Raw genomic sequence first — 15361 nt, forward strand, 5'->3', positions numbered from 1 at the left:
GGATGTTCACTGGGGCGCTCCGAGGGGGATGACGGTCGGGTCGACGGCGAACCGGCGGTTGGCCAGCACCGGGAGGGTGCGACGGGCCGCGGCGGTGGTGTCGGGGTCGGCGTCGGCCCAGGCCAGTCCGGGGGCCGCGGCGAGGCGGGAGCGGACGGTGCCCAGGGGGTCGACGATGAGGCTGTTGCCGATGTTGCGCGGGCCGCATTCGCCGCTCGCCGCCACCCAGCAGGTGTTCTCCAGGGCCCGTGCGGTGATCATGACCTCCCAGTGCCGTTCCTTGGCCGGGCCGCGCACCCACGCCGCGGGCAGGGCCAGCACCTCGGCACCGGCATCCACCAGCAGCCGGGCCAGCTCCGGGAAGCGCACGTCGTAGCAGGTCATCAGGCCGACCTTGGTGCCCGCGACATCGATGACGACGGGGGGCTCCGCCGCGGGGCGGACGTTGGCCGACTCCAGATCGCCGAAGGCGTCATAGAGATGGATCTTGCGATAGCGGGCGATCAGCTCACCGTCGCGCAGCGCCACCAGGGTGTTGAACACCCGTCCGTCCTCGGACGGCTCATGGATGCCGACCACGACCGTGGTCCTGCCGCCGGCGGTGGCGGCGCGCATCTCGGTGACGAACGGGCCGTCGAGGGGCTGGGCCACCTCACGGATGCGGTGCCGGTCCTCGGTGAAGCGGGCGAGTACGCCCTCGGGGAGGACGAGCAGATCCGCGCCGCCCCGCTCCGCCTCGGCGGTGAGTTCCTGGCAGGCGGCCAGGTTCTCCTTCCAGTCGGGGGTGGCGGTGAACTGTCCTACGGCGATGCGCATATGAAGTGCTCCGGGGTGGTCAGAGGGCGGGAACGGTGGCGAGGGCGGGGTCGGGGAAGACCACCTCGGGGTCGATGGGCTCGGGCCAGACGCCCTGGGCGTGCAGCTCCGCGCAGAAGGCCCGGGTCATCTCCGCGTTGCTCTTCGTCCCGTACGGCATCCAGTCGTCGCCGAACAGCCGGGCCGACTCGGTCAGTTCGTGCAGCAGCCATGGAGTGGTGTCGGCGAGCAGCCGGCGCCTGCCGAGCCAGCGGCGCTTGGACTCCTCGAGGCCCGCGAGCAGGGCGGCGGGCAGCTCGGGATGGGCCTCGACGACCTCCCGCTTGAGCGTCACCAGATGGATACCGGGGACGAAGCCGGTGGCCTGCCAGTAGGCGCGCTCCGCGGAGCGGTGGTCGTCGAACAGATGCCGGAAGCGGCTGGTCGTGGTGAACAGCTCCTTCGGCATGAAGGGCGAGAGCACCGCGTCCAGACGGCCCGCCGCCAGCTCCTCCACCAGGGACTCGCCCGCCGCCATGACGGAGACGTTGGCGGGCAGCGGACGGCTGCCGACGCGGTCCTTACCGGTCTCGCCGGCCGTCAGCGGTCCGATCCGCCACTGGATGCCGGTGAGATCCACTCCCGCGCCGCGCAGCAGCGCGCGGGTCCAGGTGTTGCCGGAGTCCGGCCAGCCGGTGAGCCCGACGCGGGCCCCCGCGAGTTCTTCGAGGGAGCGCAGGGGGCTGTTCTCGCGCACCAGGACGCAGCGGTGGCGGAAGCCGCGCATCACGAACGCGGGAAGGCCGACGAGGCGGTCGTCCCCCGCGGCGCGGGCCTGGACATAGCGGCTGAACGAGGTCTCACCGCCGTCGAGACCGGGTTCGGCGAGGACGTCGGGGGTGACGTCCCGCGAATCGATCCGGACGGTGAAGTCCGGGACCTCGACGAGCCCGGAGGCGAGCGGCACCAGATGGTCCCAGTCGCGAAGTCCCAGGCGTATGACGGGGGATGACACAGTACGCACTCCTTGCACATGGCGCATATCGCGCAAAGTTCACATTCGGTTGCGCGATGCCAGGCAGGTTATTGTTCAGAGAATCCGGTAGACAAGATCTAATTTGTTACCGAACATAGTTTTTCCCTGCCGTAATCTGCTGACTGTGTGCCAGGTGCCGGGCGTCAGGACCGACGAAGGGTGGGCGATGCAGGAGAAGACCGCGCAAGTGGCGCCGGCCGGCGGGGCGGATCCCGGCTCCGTGGCCGGGCTGGCCGCCCGCGTCCAGGACCGCAGCGCGCGCGGTATCGCGGCCGCCATGACCGACCTCATCCGGGCCGGGGAGCTGGCACCGGGCAGCGCCCTGCCCACCGTGCGCGCGCTCGCCGCCGAGCTGGGGGTCAGCCCCGGCACGGTGGCGGAGGCATGGGCGGTACTGCGCAAACACCGGATGATCGCCACGCTCGGCCGCCGCGGAAGCGTCGTCAGCGGGCCGCCGGCCGTTCCGCATCCCACCCGCTTCGAACGCGTCGGGGACTTCGGCGACCATCTCGCGCTGGACCTCGCCGTCGCGGCCCCCGACCCGGCCCTGCTGCCGCCACTGGAGCAGGCCCTGCTCGCGGGGGCACGGACACCGCGGCTCAACGACTACTCGCGCACCGCGATCACCGACGCCCTGCTGGCGGCGGTGCGGGACACCTGGCCGTACCGGCCTGATAGCTGGATGGCGGTCGGCGGAGGCTACGAAGGGGTGCAGCTGCTCTGCCAGGCCCTGCTGGTGCCGGGGGACCGGGTGGCGGTGGAGGATCCGACGGCGGCCCGGCTGCTGGACATCCTCGAGGCGCTGGACGTCCAGACCGTGCCCGTGGCCTGCGACGACCAGGGGCCCCTTCCCGACTCACTGGCCCAGGCGCTCAAGGCGCGCCCCGCGCTGTTCCTGCACCAGTCCAGAGCGCAGGTGCCCTGCGGCTGGTCGCTCGGTCCCGAGCGGTCGGCCGCGCTGGCCGGGGTGCTGGAGGGCGCGCCGAACGTCATCATCGTGGAGGACGACGGCCTGGGCCCCCTCACCACCACACCCGTCGCCGTACTCGGCGCCCATCTGCCGCACCGGACCGCTCTCGTCCGCTCCTACTCCAAGGCGTACGGCCCGGATCTGCGGATCGCGGTGGTCGGCGGACCCCAGGAGATCATCGAACGGGCGCGGGTGCTGCGCACCTTCGGTACCGGGTGGACCAGCCGCATCCTGCAGGACGCCCTGGCCCATCTGCTCACCGACGAGGACGCGAGCCGGTGCGTGCGCGATGCCGCCCGGCGCTATGACGAGCGGCGGTCCGCACTGGCCGAGCGGCTGGCCCGGCGGGGTGTGCGGACCGGCAACCGGGACGGGCTGATGCTGTGGGTACCGGTGGTGGACGAGACCTCCGCGCTGGTCACCCTGGCTGCCCGGGGCATCACCGTCTCGCCGGGCAGCCGGTTCTGCGTCTCCTACGCGCGTCCCCATGTGCGGGTCGCCACCAGCAGGCTGACCCGGGACGGGACACTGCTCGACGAGACCGCCGAGCTGATCGCGCTCGCCGCCGCCTCCTCCTCTGTCGGCCGGCTGGAGTGACGGGAGCGACGAGTGACGCGCCTTGCCAGGGCTACCGGCGGCGCAGGCTCTTGTCCGCGAGCGCCGGCGGCAGGTAGTAGCTGTCGTCCCGGTTGAGGTCCGTGCCCGGCGGGACGATCTCGTCGATCCGGTCCAGGACGTCCTCGCTCAGCTCCACCTCGGACCCGGCGAGCAGATCCTCCAGTTGCTCCATGGTGCGCGGGCCGATGATCACCGAGGTGATGGCCGGATGGGCCCGTACGAAGGCGATGGCCAGATGCGGCAGCGAGAGCCCGGCGTCGGACGCCAGCTCGGACAGCGCGCCGACCGCCTCCAGCTTGCGCGCGTTGCCGGGCAGCGTCGGGTCGAACTTGTGCTTCTCCACGGCCGCCCGGCCGCCCGACAGATCGACGTCGGACGCCTTGGTGTAGCGGCCCGTGAGCCAGCCCGCGGAGAGCGGGCCCCAGCTCAGCACGCCCATCCCGTACTTCCGCGCGGTCGGCAGCACCGCCGCCTCCACGCCCCGCGCCAGGATCGAGTACGGCGGCTGCTCGCTGCGGAACCGTACGTGCCCGCGCCGGTCGGAGACCCACTGGGCCTCCACGATCTGCTCGGCCGGGAAGGTGGAGGATCCGACGGCGCGCACCTTGCCCGCCCGGACCAGGTCGGACAGGACCGACAGCGTCTCGTCGATGTCCGTCGTGGGGTCCGGCCGGTGGATCTGGTAGAGGTCGATGTAGTCCGTGCCCAGGCGGCGCAGGCTGTTCTCGATCTCCTGGGTGATCCAGCGCCGCGAGTTGCCGCCTTCGTTGGGGTCGTCGCCCATCGGGAAATGGGCCTTGGTGGCCAGGACGATGTCGTCGCGACGGCCCTTGAGGGCCTTGCCGACGATCTCCTCGGACTCGCCCTCGGAGTAGGCGTCGGCGGTGTCGACGAAGTTGATGCCCGCGTCGAGGGCGCGGTGGATGATCCGTACCGAGTCGTCGTGGTCGGGGTTGCCCAGGGCGCCGAACATCATCGCGCCCAGGGCGTACTCGCTCACCGAGATGCCCGTCCCACCGAGGATCCTGCGCTTCATGGCTGGTGCCTTCCTCTGCTTCCATGGCGTCCGCCGTCCATGGCGTCTGCTGTCCACGGCCTTATGCGCCTTCAGCCTCGGGTCCGGGCGGACACCTCACCAGGCCCGGCTCAACCTGGGTCTGCCAGAACCACCTGTCCGGCCCAGAAACGGGCGGCGCGCGGATAATGGACGGATGGGCCATGCCGAACCGGAGATCAAGTCGTTTCTCAATGCGCGCCGCGCCGCGCTCGACCCGGCCGAGCTGGGGCTGCCGGAGGGGGTCGTGCGGCGCCGGGTGCGGGGTCTGCGCCGTGAGGAGGTCGCCCAGCTTGCCGGGATCAGCGTCGACTACTACACCCGTATCGAGCAGGGCCGGGCCCCGGCCATCTCGGACTCGGTGGTCGACGGACTGGCGCGGGGGCTGCGGCTGACCCCGTCCGAGCACACCTATCTGCGCAACATCACCCTGCCGCGGCGGCGCGGCGGAGCGGCCGACCCCGATCCGCGGCCGCGCGTACGGCCGGAGATCCAGCAGCTGCTGAACGCGATGGACGGCAATGTCCCGGCCTATGTCTACGGCCCGGCGATGGATGTCCTGGCCTGGAACCGGCTCGGCACGCGGCTCGGCATCGACTACCCCGCGATCCCCGAGGAGCGGCGCAACGGCCCGCTGCTGGTCTTCCTCGACCCCCGGCTCAAGGAGATCCATCCGAACTGGGCCGAGGTCGCCGACGACACGGTGGCCGGGCTGCGCGCGGAGGTCGGGCGCCACCCCGGCAGCTCGCGGGTGTGCCGGGTGACCCACGAGCTGCTGGAGCGGAGCGAGGAGTTCCGGCGGCGGTGGGAGGCGCAGGAGGTGCAGGAGCGGACGCGGGGCGTCAAGCGGTTCCGCCATCCGGAGATGGGGGAGCTGGTGCTGCGGTTCGAGGCGTTCGTCCTGCCCGCCGACCCGGGGCAGATGCTGTGCACGTACACGGCCGACGAGGGGTCGGCGACGGCGGAGGCGCTGAAGGTGCTGGCGGGCGCCGCGGCGGTGGCCTGACGGCCCGAGCCGCCGCCCCGCGCCCCGTGCTCTGCCCCAACCCTGTTTCGTCCACCTCCTTGACGCGACTGGAAAGTTTCCTTACTTTCAACTCCTCCCACGGTGGCGCGCTAGGGCAATGGAGGTCCGGATGTCCGGCACCGAGGGCGGATTCGTCCGCCGTATCGGCCTGTTCCAGGCGACTGCCATCAACATGAGCCAGATGTGCGGCATCGGGCCGTTCGTCACCATCCCCCTCATGGTCGCCGCCTTCGGCGGACCGCAGGCCGTCATCGGCTTTGTCGCGGGCGCGGTGCTCGCGCTCGCCGACGGGCTGATCTGGGCCGAGTTGGGCGCCTCGCTGCCGGGGGCCGGGGGCAGCTATGTGTATCTGCGCCAGGCGTTCCAGTACCGCAGCGGCAAGCTGATGCCGTTCCTGTTCGTCTGGACGGCGATGCTGTTCATTCCGCTGATCATGTCCACGGGCGTGGTCGGGCTGGTGCAGTATCTGGGCTATCTGTGGCCGGATATGACGCAGACCCAGGGCGATCTGGTCGGACTCGGCGTCATCGTCCTGGTCATCGGGCTGCTGTGGCGGGGGGTCGAGCACATCGCCCGGATCACGGCCGTCATGTGGTGCGTGATGATCGCCTCCGTGGTCCTGGTCATCGTCGCCGCCTTCAGCCACTTCGACGCGGGGCAGGCGTTCACCTATCCGGCCCACGCCTTCGAGCTGACCAGCGGTCACTTCTGGACCGGCTTCGCCGCGGGCCTGACCATCGGGATCTACGACTACCTCGGCTACAACACCGCCGCGTACATGGGCGCCGAGATCAAGGACCCCGGCCGCACCCTGCCGCGGGCGATCGTCACCTCGATCGCCGGAATCATGGGGATCTATCTGCTGCTGCAGATCGGCACCCTCGGCGTCGTCGACTGGCACGAGATGACCGAACCCGGCTCGGTGGCCTCCCAGTCCGTCGCCTCGGCGGTGCTGGAGGAGACCTGGGGGAAGGGCGCGGCCGACGTCGTCACCGTGCTCATCCTGATCACGGCCTTCGCGTCGGTCTTCGCCGGGCTGCTGGGCGGCTCCCGGGTGCCGTACGACGCCGCCCGCGAACGGGTCTTCTTCCGTCCGTACGGCACGCTCCACCCGCGCCATCGCTTCCCCGTGCTGGGCCTGGCCACGATGGGTGTCGTCACCGCGATCGGCTTCCTGATCGGCCGCCACACCGATCTGGCCACGCTGATCCAGTTGCTGACCACGGTCATGGTGATCGTGCAGGCCCTGGCACAGATCGTCGCCCTTACGGTGCTGCGCCGCCGCCAGCCGGGGCTGCGGCGGCCGTACCGGATGTGGCTCTATCCGCTGCCGAGCGTGGTGGCTCTGGTGGGCTGGGTGGTGATCTACGGCTACGCGGACAAGAACTCCCCCGGACGGCACCCCATCGAATGGTCGCTGGCCTGGGTCGCGGCGGGGTGTGTGGCGTTCGTGCTGTGGGCGCGGGCGGAGAAGGTGTGGCCGTTCGGGCCGAAGGAGATCAGCGAGGGGTACGCGGCGGGCGCTGACCCCGACGCGGAAGGGGGCACCCCGGGCACGCTGGGCGTGGCGAAGGCCCAGGGCAGTACGGGGGACGCCTAAGCGCTCCGCTGGAAGTGCACTGAGGTGCCGTCGATCGTCTGCGGCGCCGTCGCGGCTGGCCGTGCCCACGCGGCGGAGCCGCGACAGCCCCCGCGCCCCTTCAGGGCGCCACGGCGAACGCCCAGGGGGCACGTCCAGACCACCACCGGCCTCGGCCGGCCCCGGAGCCGTCAGCCCCGGGGCGCCAGTGCCTCCCACCGCACCGTGACCTCGCCCTGGCGCCAGCGCCGTGGGCCGTCGGCGAGCGGCCAGCCCTGCGCGCGCAGCGTCTGGGCGCTGCGTATCCAGCGCTGACGGGCGCTGAGCGGCGCGTACGGGGCGGCGGCCGCCCAGGCGCGGTCGAAGTCGCGCAGGAAGGTGTGCACCGCCTCGCCCGGCACATTGCGGTGGATCAGCGCCTTGGGGAGCCGTTCGGCCAGGTCGGAGGGGCGTTCCAGGGAGCCGAGGCGGGCCGCGAAGGTCACGGTGCGCGGGCCCGCCGCGTCGAGCGCGACCCACACGTGCCGCCGCCCGATCTCGTCGCAGGTGCCCTCCACCAGCAGCCCGCCGGGCGCCAGCCGGGCGCACAGCCGCCGCCACACGGCGGCGACCTCGCCCTCCTCGTACTGCCGCAGCACATTGGCCGCCCGGATGAGCGCCGGGCGGGCCCCGCCGGGCAGCGGCACCTCGAAGCCACCGTGCGCGAAGGTGAGCCCCTCGCGCTCGTACGGCCGCGCGGCGGCCACCCGCCCGGGGTCGATCTCGACTCCCACGACGCGCGCCCCGGCCCGTACGGTCCGTAGCCGGTCCAGCAGCTCGACGGCGGTCCACGGGGCCGCCCCGTACCCCAGATCCACCGCCACCGGCGCCTCCCCGGCCCGCCGCAGCGCGGCCCCGTGCGCCGCCGCGATCCACCGGTCCATCCGGCGCAGCCGATTGGGATTGGTCGTCCCGCGGGTCGCCGAACCGATCGGACGGGACGGCGGGGGAACGCGGGCGGGCATGGCGCAGAGCCTATGCGGGGGCGGACGGGGCGTGGCCGACGGGTATCGGAACGTCACGCTTTGGCAAAGCGGAAATGGGAACCATGGGTTCCGGTGTTAACGCCCGAGGAGGGAGCCCGCCCCGTCAAGGAGGTAACGCTCGGTGAGCCAGCACGCGTCCCGGCTCGGCGGTCTGCGAGGCCGGTCCCATATACCGTTCGGCGCCCCGCCCCACCAGCGGCTTCGCCGCATTCCACGGCGGCCGCGGCGGATCGCGATGCTCAGTGTGCACACCTCGCCGCTGCATCAGCCCGGCACCGGCGACGCCGGGGGGATGAACGTCTACATCGTCGAGCTGGCCAAGCGCCTGGCCGCCATCGACATCGAGGTGGAGATCTTCACCCGGGCCACCACCGCCGCGCTGCCGCCATCCGTCGAGCTCGCCCCCGGTGTGCTCGTACGGCATGTGGACGCGGGGCCCTACGAGGGGCTGGCGAAGGAGGAGCTGCCGGCACAGCTGTGCGCGTTCACCCACGGGGTCATGCGGGCGTGGGCCGGGCACCGGCCGGGCCATTACGATCTCGTCCACTCCCACTACTGGCTCTCCGGCCACGTCGGCTGGCTGGCCGCCGAGCGCTGGGGAGTGCCGCTGGTGCACGCCATGCACACCATGGCCAAGGTCAAGAACGCCGCGCTGGCGGCGGGCGACACCCCCGAGCCCGCGGCCCGCGTGATCGGCGAGCAGCAGATCGTCCGCGCCGCCGACCGGCTGATCGCCAACACCGGCGGGGAGGCCGACGAGCTGGTGCACCACTACGAGGCGGCGCGCGAGCTGGTCGCGGTCGTCCACCCCGGGGTGAACCTCGACCGCTTCCGCCCCGCCGACGGCCGGGCCGCCGCCCGGGCCCGGCTGGGGCTCCCGGCCGACGCGCTCATACCCCTCTTCGCCGGGCGCATACAGCCGCTCAAGGCCCCCGACATCCTGCTGCACGCGGTCGCCCACCTCCTGGAGGAGGACCCCTCGCTGCGTGAGCGCATGGTCGTGCCCGTCGTGGGCGGCCCCAGCGGCAGCGGCCTGGCCAAGCCCGAGGGGCTGCACAAGCTGGCGGCGCGGCTGGGGATCTGCGATGTGGTCCGGTTCCGCCCGCCGTGTGCGCAGGACGAGCTCGCGGACTGGTACCGGGCGGCGTCCGTGCTGGTCATGCCGTCGTACAGCGAGTCGTTCGGGCTGGTGGCCATCGAGGCCCAGGCATGCGGCACCCCGGTCGTCGCGGCCTCGGTGGGCGGCCTGCCGGTGGCCGTACGGGACGGGGTCAGCGGCACGCTGATCCAGGGCCACGACCCCGCCGACTACGCCCGCGCCCTGCGCCCCTTCGCGAGCGAGCCGGGAAGGGTGGAACGGATGGGCGCGGCGGCGGCCCGGCACGCGGAGTCCTTCGGGTGGGACACGGCCGCGGCGGCCACGGCGGACGTCTACGCGGAGGCGATGCGTGAGCGGCGTCGCCTACCATCGGCCCATGGCTGACCCCAAGGCTGATCCCAACGCTGACCCCAAGGCCGGCACCGCCGCCGAGGCCGACCCCCGGGCCGTCATCGAGCGGACGCTGAACGACGCCGAACTGGAGTGGGAGAGCCCGGAGGACGGCACCTACGTCGTCACACTGCCGGGCACCCGCAAGCTGTCGACCACCTGCTCGCTGCGGGTCGGCCGGCACTCCCTCTCGGTCAACGCCTTCGTCGTCCGCCATCCCGACGAGAACCACGAGGCCGTCCACCGCTGGCTGCTGGAGCGCAACACCCGGCTCTACGGGGTGAGTTACGCGATCGACCAGCTCGGCGACATCTATCTGGTGGGCAAGCTGCCGCTCGCCGCGGTCATCCCGGAGGAAGTGGACCGGCTGCTCGGCACGGTGCTGGAGAACGCGGACGGCAGCTTCAACACCCTGCTGGAGATGGGGTTCGCGACCGCCATCCGCAAGGAGTACGCCTGGCGCACGGCGCGCGGCGAATCCACGCGCAATCTTGAGGCGTTCAGCAACCTGACCCGGGATGCGGCGAAGTGAACGTCGGCGGGGCGCGTTCCGCTCGCGCTTGAGGTACGGCCCGGACGCGCCTCCTTGCCATGCCTGACGTACGTCCATCCCTCGCCCGACGTACGTCCATCCTGACGCGACCCCTTCCGCGCACCCCTGCCCCATGGCATCCTCACGCCGTCTCTCACCTGAACTGCGTTCACATCCATGGAAGGCGGGGCTGGTTCATGGGCACGGAGATCAACAGAAGGCGGCTGCTCGGCGGCGCGATGGGCGTGGCGGCGGGCGCCACGTTCCTGGGGACGGGCACCCCGTTCCTGACCGCCACGGACGCGGCGGCCGCATCGCGTACCGCCGCCGGACCGCGCACCTCGGGCGGGGCGGGCACCTCCGGCGGGGCGGGCATCTCGGGCGGGGCGCGTACGTCCCCCCTCTGGCGTGAGTTCCGCGCCCGGCCATACACCCACCCGCAGATCCCGTACGTCGGCCGCGCCGGATTCCTCGGCGGGCGTAAGCACTTCCCCCGCCTGCCCGTCGTCGCCAACGTCCGCGACTACGGCGCCCGGCCCGACGGCTCCACGGACGCCGCGCCCGCGATCAACCGCGCCATCGTCGCGGTCGGTCGGCGCGGCGGTGGCACGGTCCTGGTGCCGCCCGGGACGTACCGCGTGGACGACGTCATCCGCCTCGGCTACGACAACGTCGTGCTGCGCGGCGCGGGCAGTGGCCGTACCACCCTCCACGCGACCCGCAGCCTCACCGAGCTGATCGGTCCGTACGGCAGCCGCTACGGCGGGAACAAGTCGTCCTGGTCCTGGGCCGGCGGGCTCATCTGGATCTGCCCGGACGCCCGCTGGCGCTCCCTGACCGACGCGATCCGGGCCCAGGCGTGGCCGTTCGAGGGCTGGACGGGCAACAAGCGCGACGAGTGGCACTCCCTTACCGATCTCGCCGCCCCCGCCCGCCGCGGGGACTGGACGGTGACCGTCGAGGACCCGTCCGCCCTGCGCCGCGGCGACCGCGTGCTGTTCCAGCTCGCCGACGACGACACGCACTCCCTCCTGCGCCATATGGCCGGTGACGTCGAGGGCGCCGCGGACTACGCCTGGGCCGACAAGACCAAGCTCACCTCGTACGTTCCTTACGAATGGCCGTGCCGCGTCGTCTCCGTCGACCGGTGGCGCCGCCGGGTGACCCTCGACCGTCCGCTGCCGCTGGATGCCCGGCCCGCCTGGAAGCCCCGGTTCACCACGCTCGTACGCCCGGTCACCGGCTCCGGGGTCGAGGGCATCACGCTCGACGTCGTCGAGACCCCGCAGTCGCAGCATCTGCTGGACAAGGGGTACAACGGCGTCGCGCTGCAGTGCGCGTGGGACTGCTGGGTGGACGACGTGACCGTCAACAACGTCGACAACGGCTTCCTGCTCGTCGCCGCCAAGGCGTGCACCCTGCGCCGCACCCGGGTGACGGGGCGCGGCAGCCATCATCCTTACTGCTGCCGCGAGGGCTCGCACGACAACCTCGTGGAGGACTTCGTCCTGGCCCAGCGCACCGTCCCGGCCCCGGCGGGGACGTCACTGCACGGCATCAACGTGGAGGGGCTGTCCAGCTACAACGTCTGGTCGCGCGGCCGGATGGAGATGGGCACCTTCGACACCCACCGCGGGATGCCCTTCGCCAACGTCCGTACGGAGATCACCGTGGACAACACGGGGGCGCACGGCGGCGACGCGAGCGCGGGCCCGCTCTACGGTGCGCGGTTCACCCACTGGAACGTCACGGTCAGCAATCAGCGGGCCGGGTGCGTCAAGGTCGACGACATCGCGCCGTACAGCGCGACGGTCGGGATCAGCGAGGTCCGGCAGTTCGGCCAGATCGACGTCCCGGACTTCACCGGTCCGCTGCACTCCCGTATCGAGTCCTATGGCCACCCTGAGGCCGTCCACCCCCGCAATCTGTACGAGGCGCAGCGCGCGATGGGCTGACATCTCCCGGAAAACACGGTGCGAAACGCGGTGAAGAAATACGGTCCATGACGCCTCTTCATGGTGAACCGGCTCTGGCCGGGAACCATGAAGAGGAGACACAACGGTGCTCATGGACAATCCGTGGCTCACGGTGGCAACGGTCGTGACGGTGGGGGTGCTACGGCTGATGGGGGACGTCATCCGCTGGCTGGCGGCGCGCTCGGGCGAACGGCTCCGGGCGCGCACGCTGGCCGAGTTGGTGAGCAGAACGGCACCGGGCACGGTGCTCACCGACCGCCGCCCCGACGGCGCGGCGCTGACCATAAGGCGGCGGGTGGAGGAGCGGGACGGGGGCGATCGGGGTGCGTGACACCGTCGAGGAGATCGCGCCCGGCGGCGAGTTCGAGGAGGAGTTCGACGCCTTCTACGCCCGCACCTACCCCTGGCTGGCCGCCCGCGCGGTGATGCTCAGCGGCAACCGGCAGAACGCCGAGGACGCCGTGCAGGAGGCGTACATCGAGGCGATGCGCCGCTGGCCCAAGGTCAGGGCGTACGCCTCGCCCGAGGCATGGGTGACCACCACCATGCGGCGCAAGCTCTCGAAGGACGGGCGGCGCTGGTGGTTCCGCTGGAAGCCGGTCGAGATGGCCGAGACGACCGTCCCGGCCGCCACGACCGCCACCGTGGAGGAGACCGCCGAGGCACTGGCCGCGCTGCGCGCCCTCGGCACGCTGCCGCCGCGCCAGCGTCAGGTGGTCGTCATGCATTCGCTCGAGGGCATGAGCTATCGGGCGATCTCCGCCGAGCTGGGGATCTCGGTCGGCAGCGTCGGCAGCAACCTCAACAAGGCCCGCGCCCGGCTGAGCCTGCTGCTGGACGTCTCCCCGGAGCTCGGCCGCCCGACCGAGCGCCTGCTGACCCGCACACCGGAGGACCCGCTGACGGTGGCGCTGTTCGGGGCCGCGGAGTGGCTGTCGGACGGCTTCCGGTCCGACGCCCGGAACGGCTTCCGGTCCGACGCCCGGAACGGCTTCCGGTCCGACGCCCGGAACGGCTTCCGGTCCGACGCCCGGAAGGGCGTCCGGCCTGACGCCCCGCACGGCGCCCACGACGGCATCCGGGAGGGCCGATGATCGCCGCCGCCCGTGCCCTCCTCGCCCTCGCCCTGCTCGCCGTCTTCTACGCGCTGGTCGCGGCCATGGTGCTGCTCTGGGGCGCCTTCCTCGCGGCGGCCTTATGGACCGCCGGAGAGCCGGGGGTCCAGACACCGCCCATGAGCGTCGTCACCGCCTGCGCGGCGTTCGCCCCGATCGTCTTCGGCATGGTGTGGGCGGTGATCCGCACCGCCCGCCCCGCCGTATCGCACGAGGATGCGGTGCCGGTGACCCGGCGCGGGGCGCCGGAGTTATGGCGCACGGTCGAGGAGCTGGCCCTCGCCGTCGGCACCCGGCCACCCTCCCGTATCCGGCTGACCGCCGAGGTCAACGCCTCCGTCACCGAGGACGCACCGCTCCTCGGGCTCGCCCCCGGCCAACGCGTCCTCTACCTCGGAATGCCCCTGCTGGCCTGTCTGTCGCCCGCCGAACTGCGTGCCGTCCTCGCCCATGAGCTGGGCCACTTCTCCCGCCGCCACAGCCGTTTCGGCGCGGTCGCCCACCGGGGCGCGGCGGGGCTGGTCGCCGCCCGGCAGGCGATCCAGGACGCGTCGGCCGCCAATGACCTGGTGCGGCTGTACGCGGGCTGGCCCCTGCTGCTGCTCGGCCTCTACACCCACGTCTTCCGCTGGCTCACCCGCCCGGTCCGGCGGCGGCAGGAGCTGGAGGCCGATCGTGAGGCCGCCCGGGTGGCCGGTCCGGGCGCCATGGCCGACGCGCTGTGCTCGACGGCGGCGCTGGAGGCGGCGTGGCAGGAGTTCCTCGCGGACTTCCTCGCCCCGATGCGCCGGGCGACGGGCCGGATCCCCGACGATCCGTTCCGAGCCTTCGCCCATATGGTCGAGGCCCCCGAAGTGCGGGAGCCGCTGGCCGCGTTACGCGCCCGCGCCGTAGAGCGGCCCGCCGACCCCGACGACGCGCATCCGGCCCTGGCCACCCGCTTGGAACGGCTGGCGCGCCTGCCCGCCCCGGAGCCCGGCGCCGAACCCCTGTTCCGGGGCTCCCTGTCCCCGGACCCCCTCTCGCTACAGCCGCGGTACGCGGTCGCGCTGGGCCGCGTCATGCTGTCCGGCCCGGACGCGGGGAAGCGGGTGCCGTGGCGGGACTGGCTCACCGAACTGGCCGAGCACCGCGCGACGCGCATCCTGAGCCCGCTGGCCGAGGCGGTGCGCGGGGTCGAGGAAGCCGAGGGGGCGGGACGCCAGAAGGCGGGGCCGGTAACGGTGCCGGAATCGGGGCCGACCTGGGAGCCGGAAGAGGGGCCGAACGCGGAGTCCGTCGCGGAGCCGGACGCGAGGTGGGCCGGGGAGCCGGACGTGAGGTGGGCCGGGGAGCCGGACGCGAGACCGGTCGCAGGACCAGCCGCCCAGCCAGACGCGCTGACGGTCCAGCGGGTGCTGCGACTGCTGGAGAGCGGCCGCCGTATGCCGCTGGCCCGCGCCCTCAACTCCCGTCTGTCGCACGGTGAGCGGACGCCCGAGCGGACGCCCCACCCCGGGCAGACCGAACGCGACGATCCGCTCAGCTCCCTGGCCGACGCCCTGGCCGTGCTGATCGGAGCGCAACTGGTCGCGCGGGGGACCGCGTACTGGGCCATGAACTGGACCGGCCCCAGCATCCTCGTACCGCCCGACGGCATCGCCCCCGAAACCATCCGCACCTGGGCCGACACCGCAGTGCGGCTGCCCGGCCAGACCCAGCGGTTAGGGCTGCACCTGGCCGCCCTGGGCGTGGACGAACGCGCACCCCTGCCCGGCCCGGCCGGGGGCACGGCGGACGGGCCGATGCCAGGGGAGAAGGCGCGGCGGATCAGCATCGCGCCCGAGGTCACCGGCCCCGCGCGCCGGCGCATCATCGGCGTAGGGGCGCTGGCGCTCACCGTGCTGGTGGGGATGACGGGGCTGATGTTCGCGCTGTGGGCGAACAAGGACGAGCCGAGCTACCCCCGGATCCCGGTGACCCGGTGGAACGACCGCTACCAGCCGGACGGCGGCACCGGTACGGAGCCCGCTCCGTACCCGACCTACGGACAGCCCACCTTCCCGGACCGGCCGACGATCCCGACGTACCGGCTGCCACCGCCCTCGATGCCGAGCATCCACATCGAGCCCGTGATCCCCAGGCCCGCGCCGTAATCGCACCAGA

The 15361-nt window shown here is 72.5% G+C and carries 13 protein-coding genes; 9 read left to right on the plus strand and 4 right to left on the minus strand.

Annotation, left to right across the window (positions count from 1 at the left end; all coding sequences use genetic code 11):
• Positions 1-6: 6 nt before the first annotated feature.
• Together J5X86_RS03770 and J5X86_RS03775 are read right to left on the minus strand one after the other, a co-directional pair.
• A complete protein-coding gene (locus tag J5X86_RS03770; RefSeq protein WP_208515341.1) occupies positions 7-816 on the minus strand; it encodes a deaminated glutathione amidase in 810 nt (269 codons plus the stop codon).
• 19 nt (positions 817-835) lie between these two features.
• On the minus strand, positions 836-1810 hold the full coding sequence (locus J5X86_RS03775; RefSeq protein WP_208515342.1) for a hypothetical protein: 975 nt from the start codon (positions 1808-1810) through the stop codon (positions 836-838).
• Between the two features lie 187 nt (positions 1811-1997).
• Here J5X86_RS03775 and J5X86_RS03780 point away from each other — a divergent pair, with 187 nt between their 5' ends.
• Entirely contained in the window at positions 1998-3398 is a 1401-nt protein-coding gene (locus J5X86_RS03780; protein ID WP_208515343.1) for an aminotransferase class I/II-fold pyridoxal phosphate-dependent enzyme, read from the plus strand.
• A 31-nt stretch (positions 3399-3429) separates the two neighbouring features.
• Here the strand turns inward: J5X86_RS03780 and J5X86_RS03785 are convergent, their stop codons facing one another.
• The gene (locus tag J5X86_RS03785; protein WP_208515344.1) at positions 3430-4455 is read right to left on the minus strand and encodes an aldo/keto reductase; all 1026 of its coding nucleotides are present in this window, start codon (positions 4453-4455) and stop codon (positions 3430-3432) included.
• A 175-nt stretch (positions 4456-4630) separates the two neighbouring features.
• On the opposite strand from J5X86_RS03785, the gene J5X86_RS03790 reads away from it, so the two are divergent.
• Both J5X86_RS03790 and J5X86_RS03795 read left to right on the plus strand, forming a co-directional pair.
• Positions 4631-5479 (plus strand): helix-turn-helix transcriptional regulator, encoded by an 849-nt coding sequence (locus J5X86_RS03790; protein ID WP_208515345.1) that lies wholly within the window; start codon positions 4631-4633, stop codon positions 5477-5479.
• A gap of 130 nt (positions 5480-5609) precedes the next feature.
• The gene (locus J5X86_RS03795) at positions 5610-7100 is read left to right on the plus strand and encodes an APC family permease (protein WP_208515346.1); all 1491 of its coding nucleotides are present in this window, start codon (positions 5610-5612) and stop codon (positions 7098-7100) included.
• Positions 7101-7270: 170 nt separating this feature from the next.
• Here J5X86_RS03795 and J5X86_RS03800 read toward each other — a convergent pair whose 3' ends face one another.
• Positions 7271-8083, minus strand: a complete 813-nt coding sequence (locus tag J5X86_RS03800; protein WP_137966342.1) for a class I SAM-dependent methyltransferase — start codon at positions 8081-8083, stop codon at positions 7271-7273.
• Between the two features lie 142 nt (positions 8084-8225).
• Here J5X86_RS03800 and mshA point away from each other — a divergent pair, with 142 nt between their 5' ends.
• The 6 genes from mshA to J5X86_RS03830 all read left to right on the plus strand — a co-directional run bounded on the left by mshA (position 8226) and on the right by J5X86_RS03830 (position 15351).
• A complete protein-coding gene (gene mshA / locus J5X86_RS03805) occupies positions 8226-9587 on the plus strand; it encodes a D-inositol-3-phosphate glycosyltransferase (protein WP_208515347.1) in 1362 nt (453 codons plus the stop codon).
• Positions 9580-10125 carry a YbjN domain-containing protein gene (locus tag J5X86_RS03810; RefSeq protein WP_208515348.1) on the plus strand — a complete coding sequence of 182 codons (546 nt, stop codon included), beginning with the start codon at positions 9580-9582 and terminating at the stop codon, positions 10123-10125. Before mshA ends, J5X86_RS03810 begins: the two co-directional genes overlap by 8 nt.
• A gap of 197 nt (positions 10126-10322) precedes the next feature.
• On the plus strand, positions 10323-12080 hold the full coding sequence (locus tag J5X86_RS03815; RefSeq protein ID WP_208515349.1) for a glycoside hydrolase family 55 protein: 1758 nt from the start codon (positions 10323-10325) through the stop codon (positions 12078-12080).
• Positions 12081-12192: 112 nt separating this feature from the next.
• Positions 12193-12432: a hypothetical protein gene (locus J5X86_RS03820; RefSeq protein WP_208515350.1), complete on the plus strand. Its 240-nt coding sequence runs from the start codon at positions 12193-12195 to the stop codon at positions 12430-12432.
• Positions 12425-13195, plus strand: a complete 771-nt coding sequence (locus J5X86_RS03825) for a sigma-70 family RNA polymerase sigma factor (RefSeq protein ID WP_308124437.1) — start codon at positions 12425-12427, stop codon at positions 13193-13195. The genes J5X86_RS03820 and J5X86_RS03825 overlap by 8 nt, the downstream gene beginning before the upstream one ends.
• Positions 13192-15351: a M48 family metallopeptidase gene (locus J5X86_RS03830; RefSeq protein WP_208515351.1), complete on the plus strand. Its 2160-nt coding sequence runs from the start codon at positions 13192-13194 to the stop codon at positions 15349-15351. The genes J5X86_RS03825 and J5X86_RS03830 overlap by 4 nt, the downstream gene beginning before the upstream one ends.
• Positions 15352-15361 lie beyond the last annotated feature (10 nt).

This window comes from Streptomyces sp. NEAU-YJ-81 (genome assembly GCF_017592595.1).
GTDB lineage: Bacteria > Actinomycetota > Actinomycetes > Streptomycetales > Streptomycetaceae > Streptomyces > Streptomyces hygroscopicus_B.

Bases quoted from the DNA above. Each gene is read 5' to 3' on its own strand.
- J5X86_RS03790 (WP_208515345.1), top strand. From the start codon at position 4,631: ATGGGCCATGCCGAACCGGAGATCAAGTCGTTTCTCAATGCGCGCCGC.
- J5X86_RS03830 (WP_208515351.1), top strand. From the start codon at position 13,192: ATGATCGCCGCCGCCCGTGCCCTCCTCGCCCTCGCCCTGCTCGCCGTC.
- J5X86_RS03800 (WP_137966342.1), bottom strand. From the start codon at position 8,083: ATGCCCGCCCGCGTTCCCCCGCCGTCCCGTCCGATCGGTTCGGCGACC.
- J5X86_RS03810 (WP_208515348.1), top strand. From the start codon at position 9,580: ATGGCTGACCCCAAGGCTGATCCCAACGCTGACCCCAAGGCCGGCACC.
- J5X86_RS03770 (WP_208515341.1), bottom strand. From the start codon at position 816: ATGCGCATCGCCGTAGGACAGTTCACCGCCACCCCCGACTGGAAGGAG.
- J5X86_RS03815 (WP_208515349.1), top strand. From the start codon at position 10,323: ATGGGCACGGAGATCAACAGAAGGCGGCTGCTCGGCGGCGCGATGGGC.
- J5X86_RS03795 (WP_208515346.1), top strand. From the start codon at position 5,610: ATGTCCGGCACCGAGGGCGGATTCGTCCGCCGTATCGGCCTGTTCCAG.
- J5X86_RS03780 (WP_208515343.1), top strand. From the start codon at position 1,998: ATGCAGGAGAAGACCGCGCAAGTGGCGCCGGCCGGCGGGGCGGATCCC.
- J5X86_RS03785 (WP_208515344.1), bottom strand. From the start codon at position 4,455: ATGAAGCGCAGGATCCTCGGTGGGACGGGCATCTCGGTGAGCGAGTAC.
- J5X86_RS03820 (WP_208515350.1), top strand. From the start codon at position 12,193: ATGGACAATCCGTGGCTCACGGTGGCAACGGTCGTGACGGTGGGGGTG.